Below are 23,574 nucleotides of genomic sequence, written 5' to 3' on the forward strand. Positions count from 1 at the left end.
TCGTCGGGGTCTGGGTGTCAAATCAAATCCAGAACGCAGTCGTGCAAAACTCCGCCAACTCTGCCGCGCTATATATGGAAAGCGTAGTATCCCCACTCAGTCAGGAATTGGCACATGGCGACCGCCTCTCAGACCAAGCGAGCCTGGCGTTGGACGAGATTTTCATGACCCAGCCAATGCGTGACCGTATCGTTTCCTACAAATTCTGGAAGCAAGGCGGTGTGATTGCGCATGCCTCGGATACAGACATCATTGGAAACCGTTTCAATCCAACGGATGATCTAAGGCGGGCGTGGAACGGTGACATCTCCGGCTCTTTCGAAGAGCTTGATCATGCCGAGAGCGCGGCCGAAGCAGCATTGGGGATACCACTACTTGAAGTTTACAGCCCCATCCGCGAACTCTGGTCCGGCGAAATCATCGCAGTTGCGGAGTTCTATGAACGAGCTGATCAGCTTGAGTTGGACTTAGCCAAGGCCAGACGAACAAGCTGGTTGGTCGTCGGTTCCGCATTTCTGGCAAGTACTATTGTTCTGTATTCCATCGTCGCAATTGGTGACAAAACAATTCGACGACAGGGGACTCTGCTTAAACAGCGCCTGACAGAAAGTGAAAGGATGGCTGAGCAAAATGCCCAGCTGCGGTTGCGTGTGGTCGAGGCGTCAGAGAGATATGCCACGCAAACAGATCGGTTCCTCAAGAACCTTGGAGCTGAGCTACATGATGGCCCTGCGCAATACCTGTCGCTCGCCGCCCTTAGACTGGAGGCGGCGTTTTCCAAAGATTCGGAAAGGCCTAAAGAGGCGGAGGAAATTCAGCAGTCTTTGCAAAAAACGCTGGCTGAAATTCGTGCTATATCGCGAGGGCTGTCCGCCCCGGACATCGACAGCCTGTCACTCGTCGATGTTGTGAAGAGAGCCGTAGAGGATCACTCCGAACACAGCCCATTGCGTCCGGATATTTCATTCCTGGGTAGCCAGGCCCCAGAGCTGTCATTGTCCGACAAGCTGTGCGTTTTTCGTTTCCTTCAGGAGACGCTTTCCAATGCCGCGAGATATGCTCCAGCTTCCAAATGCACTGTTATCTCTGAGGTGCAGAGCGACTGCATAGTTGTGAAGGTCAAAGACGACGGACCTGGATTTGACAGGTCAGAAGAAACCGCGTTGCGAGACGATGGTGGCCAGGGGCTTATGGGCTTGCGAGATCGGGTCGAGAGTATTGGTGGCAGGTTCGAAGTCGCATCGATACCGGGCGAAGGCACCACCATTGCTATGACACTCTTTCCCAGAAAGTTAGGCGCATCATGACTACATCTGTCGTAATAGCTGATGATCACCCGATATTCAGGGATGGTTTGCAACGAACGTTGGATGAAGCTGACGGTTTCGAAGTTTTGGCCGCTGGGTCCAACGCTGAAGAGGCAGTGTCGCTGGTCGGCACGCATCAGCCGGACATAGCTATTCTTGACCTCTCTATGCCTGGTGGCGGGATAAGCGCGACACGTAAAATTGCGGCAATGGAAAATCCACCCGTCGTTGCAATCTTGACGGTCTCAGAGAACAGCAGCGATGTCGCGGACGCATTGGAGGCGGGCGCGATTGGGTACATTGTGAAGGGAGTAACCGCGAGCGAACTAACCGCTTCCTTACGCAGCATCGCCGCAGGTGAAGGGTTCGTTTCTCCGGGTTTGGCCTCGCGGGTATTGCTTCAAATCAACGCTGACAGTGGCATGTCTGTTAACAGCAGCATTCTCGATGACCTTACACATCGTGAGGAAGAAATACTTCGACGCGTGGCCAAAGGACTGAGCAATCGTGAAATCGCTGACGAGTTAGACCTTCAGGAAAAGACCGTGAAGCACTACATGACGGCAATCCTGTCCAAGCTTCATGCGCGAAATCGGGTAGAGGCTGCAATCATCGCCCATGATGTATGGAACAAAGCAGAATAACTTCTTTTTCTTTCAAGAAGATGGCGGCCCTCACCAAGAGAAGCCGCCAACGAATCTTCGACTGGAGTTGCTGTTCAGTTAGCAACCGCCTGTAGCCTCCGGCGATCAGATGCCGTTGCGTTTCTCTCAACAACAGTCCGGTTGTACGGGTCTTTCAACTCGTAGCGCCCGAACTCGATCTCTTCCTTCCAACCATTGGCATAGTTAACTTCGATGTTGTTGCCTTGGATTTCCACTTTCGTGGGCCGACTTCCGGCAGTGCCGCCTTGCCCAGAGGAACGCACGCTGTCGATTGAGATACCATTCGCCAAAGACCGAAGCCTAGAGACGTCAGCGCCAGTCGCGGGGCGCTCCTCAACAGTTCGGTTCTGAGCATTCTTTCTCTCATACCGACCGTTTTCGATCTCTTCCTTGGTTCCGTCGGCGTAACGCACTTCAATGCCGTTAGCGCTTGTTTCGACCTTCGTTATCCCCGCCGAACCCGACGGTTTGCCCCCTGCTTGAGACCGATCCTTCTTTCCGCTACCTTCATTGGAACGTTTGGAGTCATCATCGTCATCATCATCATCGTCGTCGCGACCACTTTTTCCTGACCCCGAATTGTCATCACGGTCATCATCTCTGTCGTCGTCGCGATCATCATCTCTATCGTCATCACGATCATCATCCCGGTCATCGTCTCGGCCGCTGCTACCGGACCCTGAGTTGTCGTCTCGGTCATCATCTCTGTCGCCGCGACCATCCCCGTCGCTTCCCCTGCCGCTTTTGGCAAAGGCATATGACGGTTCAAAGTGTAGGCGACCATCGGCATCAAACGCTGGCACATAAGGCGTCGCCGCAATCAACGAAGCCAACGCCGCTGTACTAAGAAGTTGACCCAGCTTTCTTTGAATTTTCATTTTCGCCTCCAATTCTGATCATCACGCTTCGTGACATTGAAGACAGGTTACTTCTGGTTCGGCTTTCCCACATCGGGCTTAGGTCTGACGAATTTCAAGCCGAACGTCTTAGTCTGATCAGTCAATCCTAGAGAGTTTCGCTGAGCCATTTGATCAGTTCAGTGGGAACTAACCCCGTCACCCTTCAACTCGTCATCAGGTTCGAGGTGAATGACAAAGACCGAACCCGGATACAAACGATCCAATTCTTCCTCGATGTCATTGCATATATCGTGCGCTGCACTGACTGGCATGGTGCCGTCCACAACAAGGTGAAACTCCACGAAGATGACATTTGCGGATCTGCGCCCTTTGAGGTCGTGGTACTCTAAGGCGGCGCCGAGATTTGCTTCGATTGCGTTGGAAACAGTCTGCAAGTCATGGTCCGAAAGTGTCACATCCATCAGGCCATCGACGGACGACCGAATAACTTTCCAGCCCTCCCACAAGATGTTCAGCGCAACAAGAATTGCCAGGATCGGGTCGAGGATCAACCAGCCGGTGGCAAGCGCCAGTATCAGACCTGCGATGACACCAACTGAGGTCATGACATCTGTGAAAATGTGCCGGGCGCTTGCCTCTAATGCAGGCGAACCCTCGTGCCTGCCGGTTTTGAGCAATAGGTAGGCCCATGCGCCATTGACGCCCGTTGCAATGACATTGACGGCGATTCCAAGAACTGGCGCGTCCTCAAGATGCGGGTTTGGGAGCGCCATCACAGCTTCTCTGATGATCAAGATCGCCGCCAGCACAATCAGTACGCCCTCAGCGACGGCGGAAAGATACTCAGCTTTTTTGTGACCAAAGGGGTGGTTTTCGTCAGGGGGTATGTTGGCAATCCGAACCGCAAAATACGCCAGCAGTGCCGCAACAACATTTACGGTAGATTCCATCGCGTCCGACAATAGCGCCACCGAGCCTGTCAGCCACCAAGCCAACAGTTTTAGGGCCAGTACCGCAATGGATATCGGAATGGACCAAAGAGCGATTTTTTGTGTCATTTGGCCGCGACCCTCAGTCAATCATGAACAGAAACTCGGGGGATTGGTGAGCTCCGATGTTAAAAACGTAAAACAGGTGTTTGGTGAAAAGGGAATAGGCCTCACAGCTTCCAACTGGCGATCGGCAACAGCATCTGGTCCCCGCAGCATGGCACCAAACGACTGTTACTCGGATGGAAACCCCGTTGACGAAACAGGAACAGCTTTGAGATAGGCAGCAATCGCCAGACGATCCTCATCCGTGAGACGCGATGTGTTTTCGATGACGTCCACCATCTCACCACCTGCGCTGTCATAATCCGGCGTGAAACCGGATTTCAGGTACTCGGCGATGTCAGCCTCGGACCAATCAAGCTGGTCTGAGGTGAGGCCTGGGATTCGACCTTTCCCGTTTGGATTTGGTGCACCTGTCAGCCAAAGGTCTCGTTTCAGACCACCTAAGCCATTTCGCGGCGTGTGGCATTCGGCGCAGTGACCCAACGCCTCCACCAGATACCGGCCTTGCCTTTGTTGGTTGGTCAGATCACCTTCGACTACCCAGCCTGGCGACATGAACAAAAGCTTCCATCCCCCCAGTCCGCGTCGAATGTTGAAGGGAAAGTGAACCTCATGCGGAACGCTTGCAGTTGTGGCTGGTGGCAGAGTGCTGAGGAATGCGTGAAGCGAAACGATGTCATCCGCTGACATGTTGGCGTAAGATGTGTAGGGAAACGCTGGAAAATAGTGCTGCCCTTCGGCTCCGGTCCCATGGATCAAGGCGTTGGCCAGATCCATGGCTGACCAGGACCCAATACCGACTTGTGGGTGACTGGAAATGTTGGGGGCGATGAACGTGCCAAACTCCGTCTCAAACCGGCGACCACCGGAGAGCCTAAGCTTTTCTTCACCAACCGCGTCCGGCGCTGAATGACAGGATGCGCATCCTGCGGCGTGGAAAACGATTTCACCTCTGGCGAGATCTGGGTTCAAACCGTCAAGTTGAGATCGATCCATTCTTTGTGGTCGGGTCAGCACCAAACCGGCCAACCCAACCAAAAGTGCAACGAAAGCAGTGAAAAGGAAAAACCGCTTCACAGCTTTCTACCATTTAGTCTTTCGGTGCTCTGTACGCTTTGTGACATGCCGAACAGCTTCCACCCAGATCGCCCATAGCCGCTTTCAGGGCATCAACATCTTGGCCAGCCGCAGCCTGCATCGCAACAGCGGCGTCTGCCATGGCCTGCCCTTTCGCACCAACGTCAGGGAAGTTTTCCCAGATCGCAGGTAGCGCTCGGGAGGACGGATCGGAAACATTGTCAGATCCCTTTGGCCACATTGCGGATTGGTCGATCTGCGTTAGTACAACAAGGTTGTTTGCAGCCCGTGTTGCGGCCTCGGCGTCATAATCCACCTCGCCTTTGGCCATGCCGCCAAGCGTACCAAGATTGAAGGCATAGAGCTGCATGATTGAGGTTCGAGCTTTCACAGCCGGGTTTTCACTTTCGTGGGCGATGGCTGTGCCAATTGCGGTCAATGACAAAAGACCCGCTGCGAAGATTGAGAACTGCTTCATCATGATGTGTCTCCCTGTTCAATGCTCCGAATGTTAGCTTGAACGAATTTTCTTGTAATTGTTTGTTATTGGTCGTCACTTGTTAATTTATGAACAACGAAAACTGGGATGATATTCGATACGCGCTAGCCGTAAGCAAATACGGTTCGTTGAACGCGGCGGCGACGGCCATGGGCGTCACGCATGCCACAGTCTTGCGCAGAGTGGCCGCATTCGAAGAGCGCAATGGCTGCCGGATTTTTCAAAAAAGCCCGTCAGGATACTCCATTCTCCCCGAAGCCAGTGCGATCTTTTCGGCCATGGAAAGCGTCGAAGACGCTGTGCTGTCGGTGGAGCGAGCGGTTGTCGGAGCAAATCGTTCCCCAACGGGTCACGTGCGCATTACATCGACTGATAGTCTTTGTCAGATTGTTCTCCCTAGAATACTGAACGAAATCTCACGCCTTTACCCAGGTTTGAACCTGACTCTGCTAAGCCAGAACAGCCACCATGATCTTTCCCGACTGACAGCAGACATTGCTGTGCGCCCTTCGATAAAGCTCGGGGAAGGGCTAATCGGGGAGCGTGCAGGAACGCTGTCCTTTGGTGTCTTTGACGATGGTTTCCCAAATCGCAAATGGATGAGGCTTGATGGGGCGTTAAGCCGTTCACTTCCTGCCAAATGGCTGAAGGCGAATGTGAGCGCCGACGAAATGACCAACGGAGCGGACAGTTTTCTGGTGCTACAACAGATGGCTGCGTCGGGAGCTGGTAAAACCTTTCTGCCGTCATTTTTTGGCGACGTGGATACCCGCCTTAAACGGTCACAGGACGTGAATCCTAAGATCGAGGTTCCGCTGTGGGTCGCAACGTTAGAAGAAATCTCGCAAACTCCAAGGTTTGCTGTAGTTCAGAAGGCACTAGTCGAACGCATATCGGAAGCGCTGGCTAAGTGATATTGTGCAACTGAGATTTTCGAGTTCTTAAATTTTTGAGTTTCCAAATTTGCAATGCCCAGTCGGAAACGTTCGCATTGGAGCATCCCTCAACTGCGCAGGTGCCCGAAGAAGAAATCGTCAAACTCTACTACGACTAAGCGCTCGGGGCCGGAAACGGCGCCCTGCCTGACTTTCGCAGCGTTTCAAGTTTCACCTTCGAACCGCCTTGGCAATCGAGACCCATGCCCCCAAAGGAAAAGTATGTAGCGACAGCCACCGACAATGAGCTGGGACTTGTCGCCTGACCATCAATTAGATGCCCAGTACCGGAAACTCGTGCGCCGTTTGGCGTCGGACAAATTGGGCTCAATGCAGACACCTAAAAAAGGGATGCTCATTAGCGGGAAGTTAACCACCCAAAGACTAGCTTTGCAGTCTTTCTGAGATATCCGTCGCTGCCTTGACAACCGATGCCGCCAGAGTTTCGAGCTTACTGTCTGGAAATCTTGTAATTGGTCCCGAGATCGAAACGCCAGCCACAACCTTTCCCAAAGAGTCGAATACAGGCGCTGCGATACAACGCATTCCTGGGAAGCGTTCTTCGTCGTCCAACGTCCAGCCCCGATTCCTGGATTTACGGAGCTCTTCCCGTAACTCCTTTATGTCAGTAATTGAATTTGGTGTCTGACTTACCAGTGTTAGCGGCGTTAAAAGACTCTCTAACTCAGCCTTGTCCATAAAGGCCATGATGGCTTTACCCACACCGGATGTGTGAAAAAAAGCCGCTGTCCCGTTCTTGAAAGAGGCCCTTATCGGATTATCGGATTCGACTTGGGTAAGGTAAAGCAATTGCCCACCTTCCTCGATTGCTAGATTTGCAGTCTCTCCAGTTTCTTCGGACAGCACCCTCATCACTGGCGGTGCAACTTCCAGCAAGTTTGACCCTTCTTCAAAGGTGCTGCCAATGCGATACGCTTGTGGGCCTATACGCCATTTGCCTTGCTCAACATCATGAATAACCATGCCACGCCGCTGAAGTGTTGTCAGAAGCCTGTGCGCCGTTGCAGGCGGTATGTGTGTAACCTTTGAAATCTCAGCAAGCGTAGCAGAGCGTGTGTCGGCTATGTAGATCAAGACACGAATACCGCGATCAAGTGCCCCAACAGGTGGTGCGCCGATGTTCTCTTCATTCGACTTCCGTCGCGGACGTCCTCGACGATTGGCAGTTTTGTGTTCGTTCATAATCAGTGAAACCAATACCCTGTTTCTTAGCTTAAGACTCTAGCCCGGCAGTAACAGTAAAAAAATGAAAAATATTAATCAATGTATTTCAGTGGTTTAGTGGAAATTTATACTGAAAAGAGTAGGTTATTCCAAAATATTTTGAAAATTTTGGAATCTGATTTATCGTTGTATCCATTCGCTGAACAGCGGATTGGCGCCAGCACCGAAGCAGAAAACGGAGATGGCGCAGTCAAGGGAGGAAACATGACAAAATCTTTGAACCGCAGAAACTTTCTGCGTGGCTCTGCTGTTGTGGGCGCTGGTGCGCTCGCGGCCCCGGCGGTCCATGCGCAGGAAGGAACAAACCTCAAGATGCAAGCTGCCTGGGGCGGGGGCATCTTTCTTGAAAATGCACAGTCTTACGTAAATCGCGTCAACGAAATGTCCGGTGGCAAGCTGACGATCGAGCTACTGCCTGTGAACTCGGTCGTGAAAACTAGCCAAATGCAGGACGCGGTTCATCGCGGCGTACTGGATGCAGCGCACTACGTACCAGCGTATTGGTACTCCAAATCCAAGACAGCGTCGCTGTTTGGGACCGGTCCGTGTTTTGGATGGTCCAGCCAAGAAGTCCTGGGTTGGGTAAACTACGGCGGCGGGCAGGACCTGTTTGACGAGTTGATGGGGATCCTCGGATTGAACGTCGTGTCCTTCTTTAACTCGCCAATGCCGGCACAACCGTTGGGCTGGTTCAAAGAAGAGATCACAAGCTCTGATCAAATGAACGGCTTGAAGTATCGTACCGTTGGCCTTGCGGCAGATGTTCTGCTCGAGATGGGTATGTCGGTTGTGCAGCTTCCTGGCGGGGAAATCCAGCCCGCGATGAAATCTGGCCTTATCGACGCGGCCGAGTTCAACAACCCGACATCAGACCGCGACTTTGGCATGCAGGATGTGTCCAAGCACTATCACTTGGCATCCTTCCACCAGAGTCAGGAGTTCTTCGAGGTTACCTTCAACAAAGACAAGTTCAACGCTCTGGCGCCCGAGCTTCAAGCAATCCTGAAATATGCTTCGGAGGCCGAAAACTCCAACTTCTATTGGAACAACACAAAGCGTTACGCAGATGATTTGGTAACGCTGGCCGAAGAGCAAGGGGTGAACGTGTATCGCACACCTGACAGTGTGATGCAGGCCCAGCTTGAGGCGTGGGACGTTGTAGTCGATAGGATCTCAAATGAAGATCCATTCTTCGCCAAAGTTGTCGATAGCCAGAAGGCCTACGCAAAAACAGTGATGAACTACCTCAACCTGAACCAGCCGGACTACAAACTGGCTTACAAGCACTATTTCGGCTGAGGCCTGACGATTTCTGAAAACGGGAAGCCGCGCAGTTGTGCGGCTTCCTAAACTCCGGGCAGAACAGGCGAGGAACTGACCTTGATCAAGACAATCCACGCCATCGAAGGGCTAAGCCAATGGGTCGGCAAAGCCTTCGGTTGGTGCATCCTAATTCTGACACTTTCGGTGTCCTACGAAGTGTTCGTCCGGTATGTGCTGAACAAGCCGACCGTCTGGGCGTTCGATATGATGGTGCAAATGTATGGCGCCTTGTTTCTTATGGCCGGGGCATACGCTCTTGCGCAAGATGCTCATGTCAGGGGCGACGTTCTTTACCGACTGTTCTCTGTCCGCTGGCAGGCGCGTGTCGATTTCGTTCTGTACATTCTCTTCTTCTTCCCGGGCATGTTTGCGTTGTTCTGGTACGGATGGGAAATAGCGAAAGACAGTTGGCGCTATGAAGAGGTGAGCTGGAACAGTCCTGCCCGAATCCAAATCTACTTTTTCAAAACTCTGATCCCAGTTGCTGGTTTCTTGCTGATGTTGCAAGGACTTGCGGAAATGGCGCGATGCTGGTTGGCGATGCGAAATGGTGTCTGGCTTGAGCGACTGGATGACGTGCGCGAGACCGAGGACATGTTGATGGAAGGAACTATCGACAAAATCCGGCCCTTGGGCACCAAAGAAGGAGGCCGCAACGATGACTGATCCTCAGGTCGCCATCTTGATGCTCAGCCTCTTTATTGTGCTGGTGCTACTTGGCTTTCCGATTGCTTTCACTTTGCTCGCCATGGGTGTGGCATTTGGGTACTACGCCTATTACCAATCCGCGCCGGAGAGCATTGCGGACATCTTCAACAACAACATCTTCTATCTTCTCAACCAAAACACCTACTCGGTGATGGAGAACGACACGCTTGTTGCCATCCCACTATTCTTATTCATGGGATACGTGGTTGAACGAGCAAACATCGTTGATCGTCTGTTTTTCTCGCTGTACATGGCTGCCCGAAACCTACCCGGGTCACTAGCCATTGCCGCACTTCTGACCTGCGCTGTTTTTTCGACGGCGTCGGGGATTGTTGGTGCGGTTGTTACCCTGATGGGCCTGCTGGCCTATCCAGCGATGGCAAATGCCGGGTATCAACGTAGCTTCGCTTCTGGCGTTATCTGTGCGGGCGGGACTTTGGGCATTCTGATCCCGCCTTCGATTATGTTGATCGTCTATGCCGCGATTGCTGAGCTTTCGCCATTGCGTTTGTATGCTGCAGCAGTTTTTCCCGGGCTGCTGCTGGCGGGGTTGTATATCGTCTACGTGATGGTTCGTGTCTGGTTGAATCCATCGCTCGCACCGAAACCACAAGAGGACGACATCCCGCCAAAACGACAGATCTATATGGATCTGCTGGTATCATTCGTACCGCTGACCGTTTTGATCATGCTGGTGCTTGGCTCCATCCTTGGAGGATTGGCGACCCCGGCTGAAGCAGCTGCAATGGGCGCATTGGGCGGGCTAGTGCTGGCAATGCTTTATCGGTCGCTCACGTGGGACAAGGTCAAGCAAAGCGTCTTCCTAACAGCCAAGGCTACCGCAATGGTGTGCTGGTTGTTCGTGGGTTCCTGGACCTTTGCCTCGATCTTTTCCTATCTCGGTGGGCATGACGTGATCGAGCATTGGGTCGTTGGCATGAACCTGCAACCCTGGCAGTTCCTGGTGCTTGCTCAGTTGATAATCTTCCTGCTTGGCTGGCCGCTTGAATGGTCCGAGATTCTCATCATCTTCGTGCCGATCTTTCTGCCTATGCTGGAGACGTTTGGGGTCAACCCGTATTTCTTCGCGATGCTGGTTGCTCTGAACTTGCAGACCTCGTTCCTGACACCGCCGATGGCCATGTCAGCGTACTACCTAAAAGGGGTTCTCAAGAACCAGATCCAACTGATGGAGATTTTCAAAGGTCTGATGCCCTATCTGGCCATCGTGATCCTGTGCATGGTGCTGATGTACCAGTTCCCGGGCATCGCGCTTTGGTTGCCTGACTACCTGTTTGGGGTTTGGGTGCCATGACCAAGCATGATCTGTCGTTGTTCTCGGCGATCCAATCTGCCGAGGGCATTCGGGACGGACGTTTTTCTTCCGAAGCACTAGTTGAAGATTGCCTCAAGCGCATTGAAGAGACCGACAGTGTCATACGCGCCTGGGCTTACCTTAGCGCAGGCTTAGCGCTGGATCAGGCGCGCGAGATGGATCGCATCCGGAAGGCAGGCCGGGCGACTGGTCCACTGCATGGTGTGCCCGTAGCGTTGAAGGACATTGTCGACACAAAGGATATGCCCACCCAGCGAGGGACACCGATCTTTGCGGGTCGACAACCTGAAACAGATGCAAGGCTAGTTGAACTACTTCGAGAGTCTGGCGCTGTCATCATGGGCAAGACCAAGACAACCGAGTTTGCCTTTATGCACCCGACTGACACCACCAACCCCTTCGACCCGAATAGAACACCCGGGGGGTCATCAAGCGGATCGGCCGCAGCCGTTGCGGCCAGACACGTGCCTTTGGCTATTGGTACACAGACCGGCGGGTCGGTCATCCGTCCGGCCTCATTCTGCGGCGTATACGGCTTCAAGCCGACCCGTGGTATGATCTCGCGCAGCGGGGTTTTCAGGACGTCGGTTTCTTTGGATCACGTTGGGGGGTTTGCCAACTCGCTTGAGGATATCGCTTTGCTGTCAGACGTGGTGGCCGGATATGACCAAAGCGATCCTGCCAGCTTTGCTCGGCCGCGCGCGGAAATGCTGACCGGCGCTCAGGCGGAAGTTCCGGTCGAGCCGAATATTGCCTGGCTGGATTTTCCGTTCAACGACCGCCTCGATGCAGATGCCCGAGATGGCCTGAATGCAGTGATTGACAGCCTAGGCGGCCGGGTCGAGCGTTTTTCGGTATCCCCTCAACTGGCTGATCTGATCAACGTGCACAAAACGATCTATGATTACGAAATTCGCCAGAATATGATGGAAATATCGAATACACATTGGTCGGAAATCAGCGCCGAGATGCAATCCGCTATCAACCGCGGCGCAGATATCAACGAGGCCCAATACGAAGATGCCTTGTCCGTCATGGCATCTGCTCAAGGCTTTTTTGCAGAGTATTTCAATGAATTCGACGCAATCTTGGCCCCGGCTGCAACAGGCGAAGCTGTTCCACTGACTGCGGGGAACACCGGCGATTCCGTTTTCTGTCTGACCTGGACACTTGCGGGTTTGCCATGTCTCACGCTGCCATTGCTGGTCGGACATAACGACCTGCCCATCGGCGTCCAGCTAATTGGGGCTATCGAAGAGGATGACCGACTTTTACGCACGGCATCCTGGGTTCAACGCAGCTTAAGAGCACAGGAACAAAACGGAGAGTAAACGTATGTCACGTCTGACAAACATTCTCATGGGCATAATCGGCACAGGACTGATGATGATTTTCGTCCTTGGTCTCGCGCACAGTATCTCGACAGGATTTGCCGGGTTCTGGGGCGGTCTGCCATTCCTTTGTATTGCAGTCTTCGTAATAGCGCTTGCGCTATATAATTTGTGGGAAGACGCAATCAAAAAGGACTGATCCAATGAGCGATAAACCAGTCCTCTGGCTACCACGTCGATTATCCGATGCTACCGTCAATCGCGCGCGCCGGGACTATGACGTAATCCTCAACGAAGCCGATACACCGGGCACCGCGGAAGAAATCATCGCAATGAGTTCAAAGGTCGACGCGATGATGCCCTGCCATTCGGAACACTTCTCGAGCGAGGTTGTGTCGCAACTAGACCCGCGCTTGAAGATTGTTGCTAACCATTCCGTTGGCGTTGATCACTGCGATCTTTCGGCTTTGGCGGCAAAGGGAATTGCGGTGACAAACACTCCCGATGTTCTTTCTGATGCAACGGCAGAATTGGCAATGCTGCTCTTGCTCGGAGCGGCGCGACACGCGGTTCGAGGCGATCGCCTGATGCGGTCGGGCACCTGGGACAGTTGGAGCCCGTCTTTCATGGTTGGCAAGCAAGTCACAGGTGCGCGCCTCGGCATCATCGGGATGGGGCGCGTGGGTCGGGCATTTGCAAAAAAAGCCCGCGGGTTTGAAATGGAAATTCACTATTTCAATCGCACCCGCCTGTCGGCCGATCAGGAAAACGGAGCAATTTACCACGAAAGTATCGACACTTTGCTTCCAGCCGCCGACTTCCTGTCACTTCATTGCCCTGCCACCCCCGAAACTCTTGACCTGATGAACGCCAAACGTTTGTCCGAGCTACCGACCGGAGCAATTCTCGTGAATTCCGCCCGCGGTGCCCTTGTAGATGAAGACGCGCTGTTGGACGCGATCGAAAACGGAAAGCTTTCCGCTGCGGGCTTAGATTGTTTCAAGACGGAACCGGGGGGTAACCCAAAGTTCGCCGGGTACGAGAACATCTTCATGTTGCCGCATATCGGAAGCGCAACGACGAAAACCCGCGACGCAATGGGCTTTCGCGCCTTGGATAATTTGGACGCATTCTTTGCTGGCAAAACACCCCGAGACCTTTTGTAGAAGAGGACACTTTAATGGCAAAACTAGCTTTCCTCGGATTAGGCGTAATGGGTTACCCAATGGCCGGACACCTAAAGGCAGCGGGGCACGACGTTACGGTTTACAATCGAACAATCGCCAAAGCCGATGCGTGGGTGGCGGAACATGGTGGCTCTACGCGCGCTACACCCCGCGAAGCTGCCGAAGGTGCAGAGTTCGTAATGACATGCGTCGGGAATGACGATGATCTTCGGAACGTTTGCATTGGGCCAGACGGCGCATTCGGTGGCATGTCACAGAGCGCAACGTTAGTCGACCACACAACTGTCTCTGCCAAGGTCACGCGCGAACTTTACGCTGCGGCGAAAGAACAAAGCCTGGGTTTTTTGGATGCGCCAATCTCCGGCGGTCAGGCCGGGGCAGAAAACGGCGTTCTTTCGATTATGTGTGGAGGCGATCAGCCCGTATACGAGGCTGCCGAACCTATCATGCAAGTTTACTCAAAAATCTGTCGACGTATCGGCGAGAGCGGTGCTGGGCAATTAACAAAAATGAGCAACCAAATCGCAATCGCAGGATTGGTTCAGGGATTGAGCGAAGCGCTGCACTTCGCCGAGAAAGCGGGCCTTGATGGACGTTCTGTTGTAGAAGTTATCAGCCAAGGCGCGGCCGGTAGTTGGCAGATGGACAACAGACACGAAACAATGCTCGAAGATCATTTCGACTACGGGTTTGCAGTTGACTGGATGCGCAAGGATCTGGGTATCTGCCTTGATACAGCCAACGAAACCGGCGCAAGTCTGCCAGTAACCGCACTGGTTGATCAATTCTACAAAGATGTCCAAAAACTTGGGGGCGGTCGATGGGATACTTCTTCGCTTCTCAAACGCCTTAGGGCGCTTGACTAAACCACTAAATATTGAAGCGGGTCGAGGTAGTCGGGTTCGCACACTTGGGCGTTTGTTGTCTAATTCGGCATGGTTCAGGGCGGGAGTGCCTCTGGCGACGGTTCATGTAGAAGTAGCACCAACAAAGCTGCACAGATTGATGTATCTGCGGGATGGCACTGTGCAGGCAATGCTGGCCTTGATGCCCTGGCAACTATGCGCCTTTGCGGGCCATCAGATCGGCGTATCTGCTTTACGATTGTCTACACAGCCCACTGCTTAACTCAGTGTGTCGAAAAACTAACGAATGAGCACGAGGTTCGGGCGTTTGATGAGATCTCCCATGTGGAGTCCGACTACAAGTCCAAGGCAGTAAAGGTTTCGATAGATGCCGTAGCGGAGTTTTTCAACAGTGAACAGTTGAAGCAGAGGTCATGCAATAGCGTCTGCCTCCGCCGACAAGCGGACGTTGGCCCGAAGCTCAGCAATGGCCACTTCGGGCTCTGAGCAGTCGATCAACTTGATTTTTGCAAAACGACAGCTTCCGAAAATCGAATGTCGTCGCATTGGACCATGCCATTGAAACAGAGAGATTGTCTCGACTTTTTCAATATCTGCTTTCGGGGCTGGGTACGAACGCGACCTGCTGCAGCGCCGCAAGTCCGCTTCGAGCCCATTTTAACCGATGCTGCACATTGCACGAATGTCGGCTTTAAGCGGATGGCATCGGAAAGGTCGAAAACGCGTCGTCCTGCGGTGCGTATCCAAGCACTTTGCAAGTTTCGGTTAGATCAAGCCGCTTAAATCGATTGTTAGAGATGCCGTGCGCAATAAAGCTTCCTTTGATTTCGGCTTGAAGCGTCTGGTCAATTAGATGCGTCGCGTCACGATGACTGAGCCACGCGCTGAGGTCACGCAGTGTTTCAAGTCGCGGGCCGTCCGCAGGTTCGAACGCCACTATTCTCAAGGAGACGCAGGATATGCCGTGCCGAGTCGCATAAAGCGAACACAAGGCTTCCCCATAGCACTTGGTGACGCCGTAGAGATTGGCCGGAGCAACAGCCATCCCCGGAACCGGTGGGAAGGTTGATGGCTGATTTGCTGACCGAAAGGTGTTACGACGCCTTCCAAACGGTTACGCTTCGTCGCGCCGTAACATCACGAAACCGCAGAAGCTGAAAAAAACTGCGGCATGTGAACAAATACTGTTCAGTAACACCGGGCGTCCTGCTAAAAAGGTGGCCTAATTCAAGGAAACCGTTGCCAAACTTTGAGGCGAATTCCTGACTTTTATTTCGTGTTTTACGGGGCTTGCCACATTTAGGACAACTTAGTCGAGCAACTAGAACGCGAACAAACCCAGCGAAATTCAAGGCTGTGAAATGCTTGGTACTACATTTGTAACTCCCCCTCCTTCAAGCTCCCCACTTAGTGCAATACAGGGTAGTATTGCCTATGGTGACGGGAATCCGTCCACTGCGACGCAGATAACTTATGCGTTTGGGGCCGATTTCGGTTCGCAAGCCTGGACGTCAGCATATAAAGCCGAGTTTCGCGAAGCTCTTGCTGCGATAGAAGCGGTAACGAATATTTCGTTTATAGAAACAACTAACGTATCAAGTGCTGACATAGTGGAAATCATCGCGCCGAGTTCTTATTTCGGCGACTCCCGAACCCTTGGATTTCATTATACGCCATTTTTTGGCCCATCGCTGGGCGCTTACAACACCGCATTTTGGCAAGCCAATTCTGGCCTTGGCGGTAACGGTGATCCAGGTGGCTTCTTCTTTACTACCCTTATTCATGAATTGGGCCACGCACTGGGGTTAGGCCACCCACATGATACCGGCCTGGGTACAACGATAATGAGCGGCGTGACCTCAGCGTTTAACTCTTTTGGGGTCGGAAACCTCAATCAGGGTGTCTACACCGTAATGTCATATAATGACGGCTGGACCTCTCAGAACGGTGGCCTGCGTTTAACGGCCACTTATGGAGGTTCTACCGGACTTGGAGCGTTTGATATTGCAGCGTTACAGGCGATGTATGGAGCGAACACAACGTACAACAGCGGGGACAATACCTTTGTCCTGCCTTACGCCAACTTTGCGGGCACCGGGTACCAGGCAATTTGGGACACCGGTGGGAATGACACCATTCAGCATGTTGGCAGCTCGGATTCTTGGATCGACTTAAGGCCCGCCACGCTGGACTACAGCGACACCGGCGGCGGAGTCGTCTCTCACGCGACGGGAGTAAGGGGTGGTTTTACAATTGCGCACGGCGTTGTCATCGAGAATGCGTCGGGCGGATCAGGCGCAGATGTTATCGTAGGGAATACCGCTCAGAATACTCTGTGGGGAATGCTGGACACGACAGAATATACTCGGTGTCAGATGGAACCAACAACAACACGATCTACGGTGGCTTAGGCAACGACACGATTTATCTTGCCATGGGGTCCGGGGCCGATCAGGTCTTTGGAAACGAAGGTAACGACACGGCCGTCGTGACTCGTAACGGCGGCACATTCACCGGAGGGACCGGAACGGATACCGTCAGGTTCGTCAGCGCCATCAGCACATATCTGTTTATCGACAACGGAAGCACTTATGAATTTCTCGATGTCGTATCGCGAGTTTCGTTCACAATCGCCAACGACGTAGAGTTAGTCCAGTTTTTGGATGGGGTACAGCAATACACCCGGGCGGGCATCCAAACCGCAATGCAGCTCACAGATATCGACAACCAGGGCACCACGCTAAAGCACGCAGCACAGGGCCTTTACGTTGTGGATTCGGGTGGTTCCAATCTGGGGCTGATTTATAATGGCCAAGCAGTAGGCGCGGCTTCGTTCGCTGGCTGGCAAGCTATTCAGGCCGAAGCATCCGGCGGAGATTACCGTGTGTTGTGGAAGAATAGTGACGGAACATATCTTGAATGGGTCGTCGACAGCAGCGGTCAATTCAAAGGCAGCAACTCTGTCGGCAATGTTGTAAGCTTGGAAACGTTCTACAACGCTGATCTGAATAATGACGGTACGATCGGGCACACATCGACCAATATCGAATCCAATGGATCTACCACCCTCGGGTCCACAACGCAAAACGTGTATCTCATAAATGGCACCATCGAGCTTGCTCTGGGTGATGGCACCACAGTTGGACCCAACAGCATTGCCGGGTGGCAAGCCATTCAGGCCGAAGCCGCATCGGGCGGAGGTTACACAGTTCTCTGGCAAAGCACCGGTGGTGTCTATGGTGAATGGATCGTCGATGCTTCTGGTCGACTGCAAAGCAGCAGTGTCATCGATGATGTCAGGGACGTAGAAGCAAATTATGGTGTCGACCTGAACTCCGACGGTCAAATCGGCCATTTCACGACCAACATTGAATCCAATGGCTCCACCACAATTGGGTATTCCACACGTGGTGTCTATGTGATCGGTGGAAGCATCGATTTGACCGATGCTGACGACGCTTTGGTCGGACCCAGCAGCATTGCCGGGTGGCAAGCCATTCAGGCCGAAGCAGCATCGGGCGGAGGCTACAGAGTTCTCTGGCAAAGCGCCGGTGGTGTCTATGGTGAATGGACCGTCGATGCTTCTGGTCGACTGCAAAGCAGCAGTGTCATCGATGATGTCAGGGACGTTGAAGCAAATTATGGTGTCGACCTGAACTCCGATGGTCAAATCGGCCATTTCACGACAAATATCGAATCCAATGGCTCCACCACACTTGGGTATTCCACACGTGGTGTCTATGTGATCGGTGGAAGCATCGATTTGACCGATGCTGACGACGCTTTGGTCGGACCCAACAGCATCGCCGGCTGGCAAGCCATTCAGGCCGAAGCAGCATCGGGCGGAGGCTACAGAGTTCTCTGGCAAAGTGCCGGTGGTGTCTATGGTGAATGGACCGTCGATGCTTCTGGCAAATTTCAGACAAGCGTTATTATCCCCGACGTCTCAAGTGTCGAAACCTTCTATGGCGCCGATATCGATGGCAGCGGTACAATCGGAAAGGCGCTGCCTAAGCTGGCAACGACAGCGTCCGTCGAGCCGAAACTGGCGTCTGTAGCTCAGGCTTTGGACCTGACGGATTGGGACGAGACCACCGAACTTTTGAAGTTTGCACCCGAAATGACTGCTGATGCAGACGCTGAGGATATTTATACACTGGTGGAAGCGCTCAGTGCTGGGGGCTCGATGCTGCCCGGCGTCGACGGTCAAGTCGACTTTAAATGGTTCAGTATTCCAGAGAACGCAGGAGATAGAGACGTCGAACCGTTGATTGCAACTTTGTTCGAGGAAGATGGTTTCCTTCTCTAGGCCTCACGGCCCCGGAAGTGACTGAACAAACACACGGTAATAGCGCGAAGTGTGGATATCCCTTAATGCGCGATAGCATCAGATGTGGGAATCGCTGAGTCAAAACGTCTTGGCGATCCTCACACCCGAATGCGCATCTCTTTGCTATGGCAAAATGCGCCGGATCAGATTGACGTCTCTAACTTGAAATGGCGGCATCGCATGCCACCACCAACACTCGCGCAATCGCGTTTTTGACCCCGCATTGGCCTAAGCAAACAACCGCGCCAACAAGGCAGACATAAACATAAGCCTTCTGGAACATGACTCTACAGCCAAATATTGCCTATTCTGGAACATGGGATGTGGTGAATCCAAACCATATATGACATAGCTTCTTGGAACTAAAAACCGCTTAAAGAGAAGAAATTAGCAACGATGGAAATAGTCGCGCTTTCCATTCCGGACGTGAAGTTGATTACCCCGAGGCGTTTTGGCGATCATCGCGGGTTCTTTGAAGAAACTTACAATGCAGACAGTTTTGCCGCTGCTGGCATAGTCACACCGTATGTTCAGGACAATCACTCGCTCTCCAGCGCAGTAAACACTGTACGAGGGCTGCATTTCCAGGCCCCACCCCGGGCGCAGGCCAAGCTGGTACGCTGCGGACGCGGCAGGCTGTTCGACGTTGCCGTGGACATACGAAAAGGGTCTCCAACCTATGGCAAATGGGTTGGCGAGGAGTTGAGCTTTGAGAACGGACGCATGCTGTTGGTGCCTGCGGGTTTTGCACATGGTTTCGTGACCCTGGAGCCGGATACCGAGATCGTTTACAAGTGTTCCGACACCTACGCGCCGGAAACGGAAGGTGCTCTTCTGTGGAATGATCCCGATGTCGGAATAGATTGGCCGAGCAGTAGCTCAGCTCCCCAACTCTCCGAAAAAGACAAGGTTGCCCCTTGCCTTCGTGATTTGGACTCCCCTTTTGTGTTTGAGGCCGGGCAATGAAAATACTTGTTACAGGTGGCGCCGGTTTTATTGGCTCTGCCGTTATTCGACGCGCTGTTTCAGATGGTCATTCCGTCATTAATGTCGATGCTCTGACATATGCTGCATGCCTGGATAATGTTGCCTCAGTTGCCGATTCTCCGGCCTATGCATTTGAGCACGCTGACATTCGGGACGCCGAGGCGATGTCTGCCATTATGGACAAGCACCGTCCCGATGCGATCATGCATTTGGCTGCAGAAAGCCATGTGGACCGTTCGATTGATGGTCCTGCGGCTTTTATCGACACAAATCTTACCGGCACATATGTTTTGCTGGAGGCCGCGCGCGCCTATTGGCAGAGCGCAGGGCGACCAGAAAGTTTCAGGTTCCACCACATTTCAACGGATGAAGTGTTCGGGTCATTGGGGGCGACCGGTTTTTTCACTGAGGACAGCCCATACCAGCCAAATTCGCCTTATTCTGCTTCGAAAGCAGGGTCAGATCATCTGGTCCGCGCTTGGCTGGAAACTTATGGGCTGCCGGTGGTTCTGACCAATTGCTCAAACAATTATGGGCCATTCCAGTTCCCGGAAAAGCTGATACCCGTGGTCATCCTGAACGCTTTGTCCGGGCAGCCGATCCCGATTTACGGGAAAGGTGACAACATTCGTGACTGGCTGCATGTCGAGGATCATGCCGAAGCGTTGTTGCTGGTGCTGGAAAAAGGCGAACTTGGTCGCAGCTATAATATCGGCGGCGAAAACGAGATGACCAATCTCGACCTTGTCAGGATGCTGTGCAAAATCCTGGATCGGCTGAAACCGGGCTCTGCGCCCTACAGCGATCTGATCACGTTTGTTACGGATCGCCCGGGTCATGATCGTCGTTATGCCATCGACCCGGCCCGTATCCGCGAGGAACTGAACTGGCGCCCGTCATACACCCCTGAAACCGGGCTTGAGCAAACCGTGCAATGGTATCTGGACAACACAGACTGGCTGAACGCTTTGCAAGCACGCAGCGGTGTAGGAAAACGCTTGGGGACTGGCAAATGAAAGCGCTGATATTCGGCCATAGTGGCCAAGTGGCGACCGAACTACGCCGCCGCGCAGACAGCCATGGTATAGAGGTTGAGGCGCTGGATCGCACCAAGGCGGACTTGTCGAACCCTCCGCAATGTGCGGAAGCTATCCAAGGCACTGATGCCGACGTCATTATCAATGCTGCGGCATACACAGCAGTGGACAAGGCCGAAGAAGACCTCGATCTTGCGCAACTTGTTAACGCAGACTCGCCCGGAGCAATGGCGCGCGCAGCCACGGAACGGGGCCTGCCCTTTCTGCATATCTCAACGGATTACGTATTCGAAGGATCTGGCACATCCCCTTGGACAACTGATCACCCAACAGCACCTTTAGGCGCTTACGGCAAAACTAAGTTGGACGGAGAACGCCAGATCGCTCAAGCGGGAGGATGGCACGCCATTCTGCGAACCAGTTGGGTTTTTTCGGCCCATGGGAATAATTTTGTCAAAACCATTCTCAGACTTGCTGAGACCCGCGACAGATTGACAATTGTTGCCGACCAGATCGGCGGACCAACACCCGCAGCTGATATTGCCGATGCTCTTCTTGTTATGGCGAAAAGCAACGCGGGTACTGAAGGCGGGCTATTTCATTTTTCCGGCGCTCCTGATGCCAGCTGGGCGGACTTCGCACGCGAAATCACTGTGCAGTCGGGCTTGACAACTCAGATCGAAGACATCCCCTCGACGGACTACCCTACCCCGGCCCCAAGACCACTGAATTCGCGTTTGAACTGTGATCGCCTGAACGCTGTGTTTGGAATTGGTAGACCGGAGTGGAAAACCGGTCTGAGCGACGTTTTGCGCGAGCTGAATTCAGCGACTGGCTGATCCCTGAAAGGAAAGAGCATGCAACGTAAAGGCATTATTCTTGCCGGAGGGTCCGGCACCCGGCTTTATCCGATCACCATGGCGGTTTCCAAGCAACTGCTGCCGATCTATGACAAGCCAATGATTTTCTACCCTCTGAGTGTTCTGATGCTCGCGCAAATCCGCGAGATTGCGATCATCACTACACCTCAGGATCAGGATCAGTTCCAACGCATGTTGGGCGACGGCAGTCAGTACGGGCTTTCGATCACCTGGATTGTTCAGCCGTCCCCTGACGGCCTTGCACAAGCTTACACTCTGACCGAAGACTTTCTGGCTGGCGCTCCATCCGCTCTGATTTTGGGCGACAATATTTTCTTTGGGCACGGACTGTCCGACCTTCTTCTGGAAGCGGACCAATTGAAACGCGGGGGGACTGTCTTTGCCTATCGCGTGGCCGATCCCGAACGTTATGGGGTCGTGGATTTCGAAGGTTCGAAAGCACGTGCGATCATCGAGAAACCCGAAGTTCCGCCATCGAACTATGCAGTAACTGGTCTTTATTTCTTGGACGGAGACGCTCCGGCGCGAGCACATGAAGTGCAACCTTCAGAGCGCGGAGAATTGGAAATTACATCGCTTCTAGAGATGTATTTGCAAGAAGGTTTGCTGGACGTACAGACCATGGGGCGTGGATTTGCGTGGCTGGATACCGGCACGCATGGCTCATTGTTGGACGCGGGCAATTTCGTACGGACCATCGAAGCGCGTCAAGGTATGCAGACCGGAAGCCTGGACGAGATCGCATGGGCAAACGGCTGGATTGACAATGAAGCGCTTGAAGAACGCGCGCGACTGTTTGCCAAGTCCACTTATGGTGTCTATCTGAAACAATTGATGGACTAGAAGCGAAATCCCCGACGTGACATCGGAGTGTTAACGCAGAAAGCCTCGGCATTCGCCAGTCGGACTGCGTTTGCGGTCCACAGCATTCTTTTGGGCTTCTTGAATTATCTTCAACAGACGAATGCGTTATTGGTGCCCGGTTTCACGCTGAGTGGGACTTGAAAGGAACCGGGCGAACGCTTCGGCTCTGCCAGACTCCGCGCAAAAATGAACGTTGTTTTGAACGCTTTCGGGCTGAAAACAACACGACCGGCGACAGCATCTGCAAAAGTGCGGTTGCAAGCGCTCGGGGAAAGCAAATGGAACGTTGTGTTTCCGAGCCACGTACACTCGCGATTGCCCCATAAAGAACCCCTTCAATCCGGCAACTGCGGCGTTGCTGGGCGAAGAAGTGCCTTGAACATGCGTAACTTGCGCATCATGAAGATAGTACAACGGACCACAAACGGCCTTGAGCCTAAGGCTTATGTCATCGTCTTCGTGGTACAAAAAGATTTCCGGATCAAACCCCCCAACAGTTTCAAAAGCGGAACGACGAACCAACAGAGCCGCACCGAGAAGAACCGGGAGTTCCAGATCACCGTCAACCTTTTTAGTGCGCAGCGCTTCACTGCGTGGCGTAATAACACTGGAACGACGAAAACTCGGTTTTCCGGATTTGTTTAGGATCCTCGGATTAAACGCAGATGCGGTGGGGTAACGATCCGCACCTGCCTGCATGGCGTCCAATGCCCCTGCCAAGAGTATGGAATCAGGGTTCAAAAACAGAATCAGATCAGATTGCGCACGTTCAGCACCCAGGTTGCAGGCAATACCAAACCCCTTGTTTTCTTTGTTTCTAAGCAATGTAGCCCCGTGCGCATCGGCCAGCTCCTGTACTGCTTCGACATCGTCTGAGGCGTTGTCTACCAATATCGTGCTCACGCCGTCCGGGATGGAACCCAGCATGTCATGCAAAACACTGCTGCTGTTAAAGCAAACACTTATGATGGTGATCTGTGACAAATGCGCCTGCTAACTATTATCAAAACTGTGCGGTACGTGATCTTAAACACCAGTCGGGTCAACCCCATTTCTGAAACTTCACTTTTTTGTACGCGCT

General features: G+C 53.0%; 23 protein-coding genes. 16 read left to right on the top strand and 7 right to left on the bottom strand.

Features of this window, described 5'->3' with window-relative positions:
- Nucleotides 1-149: 149 nt before the first annotated feature.
- Together ACR3EH_RS20805 and ACR3EH_RS20810 are read left to right on the top strand one after the other, a co-directional pair.
- Complete coding sequence (locus ACR3EH_RS20805; protein ID WP_480634859.1) at nt 150-1,307, top strand: sensor histidine kinase; 1,158 nt, start codon at nt 150-152, stop codon at nt 1,305-1,307.
- Nucleotides 1,304-1,951 (top strand): response regulator, encoded by a 648-nt coding sequence (locus tag ACR3EH_RS20810; RefSeq protein WP_171185294.1) that lies wholly within the window; start codon nt 1,304-1,306, stop codon nt 1,949-1,951. Before ACR3EH_RS20805 ends, ACR3EH_RS20810 begins: the two co-directional genes overlap by 4 nt.
- Before the next feature lie 74 nt (nt 1,952-2,025).
- Here ACR3EH_RS20810 and ACR3EH_RS20815 read toward each other — a convergent pair whose 3' ends face one another.
- From ACR3EH_RS20815 to ACR3EH_RS20830, 4 genes are all read right to left on the bottom strand, one after another.
- Nucleotides 2,026-2,862: a hypothetical protein gene (locus ACR3EH_RS20815; RefSeq protein ID WP_216600409.1), complete on the bottom strand. Its 837-nt coding sequence runs from the start codon at nt 2,860-2,862 to the stop codon at nt 2,026-2,028.
- A gap of 146 nt (nt 2,863-3,008) precedes the next feature.
- Complete coding sequence (locus ACR3EH_RS20820) at nt 3,009-3,890, bottom strand: cation diffusion facilitator family transporter (protein WP_171185292.1); 882 nt, start codon at nt 3,888-3,890, stop codon at nt 3,009-3,011.
- 165 nt (nt 3,891-4,055) lie between these two features.
- Nucleotides 4,056-4,883: a c-type cytochrome gene (locus ACR3EH_RS20825; protein ID WP_171185290.1), complete on the bottom strand. Its 828-nt coding sequence runs from the start codon at nt 4,881-4,883 to the stop codon at nt 4,056-4,058.
- Nucleotides 4,884-4,977: 94 nt separating this feature from the next.
- Nucleotides 4,978-5,445, bottom strand: a complete 468-nt coding sequence (locus tag ACR3EH_RS20830) for a c-type cytochrome (RefSeq protein WP_171185288.1) — start codon at nt 5,443-5,445, stop codon at nt 4,978-4,980.
- An 86-nt stretch (nt 5,446-5,531) separates the two neighbouring features.
- On the opposite strand from ACR3EH_RS20830, the gene ACR3EH_RS20835 reads away from it, so the two are divergent.
- Nucleotides 5,532-6,377 carry a LysR family transcriptional regulator gene (locus ACR3EH_RS20835; protein WP_171185286.1) on the top strand — a complete coding sequence of 282 codons (846 nt, stop codon included), beginning with the start codon at nt 5,532-5,534 and terminating at the stop codon, nt 6,375-6,377.
- Between the two features lie 405 nt (nt 6,378-6,782).
- Here ACR3EH_RS20835 and ACR3EH_RS20840 read toward each other — a convergent pair whose 3' ends face one another.
- A complete protein-coding gene (locus ACR3EH_RS20840) occupies nt 6,783-7,616 on the bottom strand; it encodes an IclR family transcriptional regulator (protein WP_171185284.1) in 834 nt (277 codons plus the stop codon).
- A gap of 231 nt (nt 7,617-7,847) precedes the next feature.
- Here ACR3EH_RS20840 and ACR3EH_RS20845 point away from each other — a divergent pair, with 231 nt between their 5' ends.
- The 7 genes from ACR3EH_RS20845 to ACR3EH_RS20875 all read left to right on the top strand — a co-directional run bounded on the left by ACR3EH_RS20845 (nt 7,848) and on the right by ACR3EH_RS20875 (nt 14,394).
- Entirely contained in the window at nt 7,848-8,942 is a 1,095-nt protein-coding gene (locus tag ACR3EH_RS20845) for a TRAP transporter substrate-binding protein (RefSeq protein ID WP_171185282.1), read from the top strand.
- A gap of 81 nt (nt 8,943-9,023) precedes the next feature.
- A complete protein-coding gene (locus ACR3EH_RS20850) occupies nt 9,024-9,632 on the top strand; it encodes a TRAP transporter small permease subunit (RefSeq protein WP_171185280.1) in 609 nt (202 codons plus the stop codon).
- The gene (locus ACR3EH_RS20855) at nt 9,625-10,989 is read left to right on the top strand and encodes a TRAP transporter large permease (protein WP_171185278.1); all 1,365 of its coding nucleotides are present in this window, start codon (nt 9,625-9,627) and stop codon (nt 10,987-10,989) included. Before ACR3EH_RS20850 ends, ACR3EH_RS20855 begins: the two co-directional genes overlap by 8 nt.
- Complete coding sequence (locus ACR3EH_RS20860) at nt 10,986-12,341, top strand: amidase (RefSeq protein WP_171185276.1); 1,356 nt, start codon at nt 10,986-10,988, stop codon at nt 12,339-12,341. The genes ACR3EH_RS20855 and ACR3EH_RS20860 overlap by 4 nt, the downstream gene beginning before the upstream one ends.
- A 4-nt stretch (nt 12,342-12,345) precedes the next feature.
- Nucleotides 12,346-12,540 (top strand): hypothetical protein, encoded by a 195-nt coding sequence (locus ACR3EH_RS20865; protein WP_171185274.1) that lies wholly within the window; start codon nt 12,346-12,348, stop codon nt 12,538-12,540.
- Nucleotides 12,541-12,544: 4 nt separating this feature from the next.
- A complete protein-coding gene (locus ACR3EH_RS20870; RefSeq protein WP_171185272.1) occupies nt 12,545-13,507 on the top strand; it encodes a 2-hydroxyacid dehydrogenase in 963 nt (320 codons plus the stop codon).
- A 14-nt stretch (nt 13,508-13,521) separates the two neighbouring features.
- On the top strand, nt 13,522-14,394 hold the full coding sequence (locus tag ACR3EH_RS20875; RefSeq protein ID WP_171185270.1) for an NAD(P)-dependent oxidoreductase: 873 nt from the start codon (nt 13,522-13,524) through the stop codon (nt 14,392-14,394).
- 691 nt (nt 14,395-15,085) lie between these two features.
- Here ACR3EH_RS20875 and ACR3EH_RS20880 read toward each other — a convergent pair.
- Nucleotides 15,086-15,439, bottom strand: coding sequence for a Rossmann-fold NAD(P)-binding domain-containing protein (locus ACR3EH_RS20880; RefSeq protein WP_171185268.1), 354 nt, complete (start codon nt 15,437-15,439; stop codon nt 15,086-15,088).
- Nucleotides 15,440-15,755: 316 nt separating this feature from the next.
- Here ACR3EH_RS20880 and ACR3EH_RS20885 point away from each other — a divergent pair, with 316 nt between their 5' ends.
- The 6 genes from ACR3EH_RS20885 to rfbA all read left to right on the top strand — a co-directional run bounded on the left by ACR3EH_RS20885 (nt 15,756) and on the right by rfbA (nt 22,472).
- Nucleotides 15,756-16,805 carry a M10 family metallopeptidase C-terminal domain-containing protein gene (locus ACR3EH_RS20885; protein ID WP_480634860.1) on the top strand — a complete coding sequence of 350 codons (1,050 nt, stop codon included), beginning with the start codon at nt 15,756-15,758 and terminating at the stop codon, nt 16,803-16,805.
- Nucleotides 16,763-18,703 carry a hypothetical protein gene (locus tag ACR3EH_RS20890; RefSeq protein ID WP_480634861.1) on the top strand — a complete coding sequence of 647 codons (1,941 nt, stop codon included), beginning with the start codon at nt 16,763-16,765 and terminating at the stop codon, nt 18,701-18,703. The genes ACR3EH_RS20885 and ACR3EH_RS20890 overlap by 43 nt, the downstream gene beginning before the upstream one ends.
- A 417-nt stretch (nt 18,704-19,120) precedes the next feature.
- Complete coding sequence (rfbC, locus tag ACR3EH_RS20895) at nt 19,121-19,690, top strand: dTDP-4-dehydrorhamnose 3,5-epimerase (RefSeq protein WP_171187862.1); 570 nt, start codon at nt 19,121-19,123, stop codon at nt 19,688-19,690.
- Entirely contained in the window at nt 19,687-20,727 is a 1,041-nt protein-coding gene (gene rfbB, locus ACR3EH_RS20900) for a dTDP-glucose 4,6-dehydratase (protein ID WP_171187860.1), read from the top strand. The genes rfbC and rfbB overlap by 4 nt, the downstream gene beginning before the upstream one ends.
- Entirely contained in the window at nt 20,724-21,587 is an 864-nt protein-coding gene (rfbD, locus tag ACR3EH_RS20905; RefSeq protein ID WP_171187858.1) for a dTDP-4-dehydrorhamnose reductase, read from the top strand. Before rfbB ends, rfbD begins: the two co-directional genes overlap by 4 nt.
- A gap of 18 nt (nt 21,588-21,605) precedes the next feature.
- Nucleotides 21,606-22,472, top strand: coding sequence for a glucose-1-phosphate thymidylyltransferase RfbA (gene rfbA / locus ACR3EH_RS20910; protein WP_171187856.1), 867 nt, complete (start codon nt 21,606-21,608; stop codon nt 22,470-22,472).
- Nucleotides 22,473-22,598: 126 nt separating this feature from the next.
- Here rfbA and ACR3EH_RS20915 read toward each other — a convergent pair whose 3' ends face one another.
- Nucleotides 22,599-23,477 (bottom strand): glycosyltransferase family 2 protein, encoded by an 879-nt coding sequence (locus ACR3EH_RS20915; protein WP_480634862.1) that lies wholly within the window; start codon nt 23,475-23,477, stop codon nt 22,599-22,601.
- Between the last annotated feature and the right edge of the window lie 97 nt (nt 23,478-23,574).

It is taken from the genome of Ruegeria sp. BG7 (assembly GCF_056535685.1).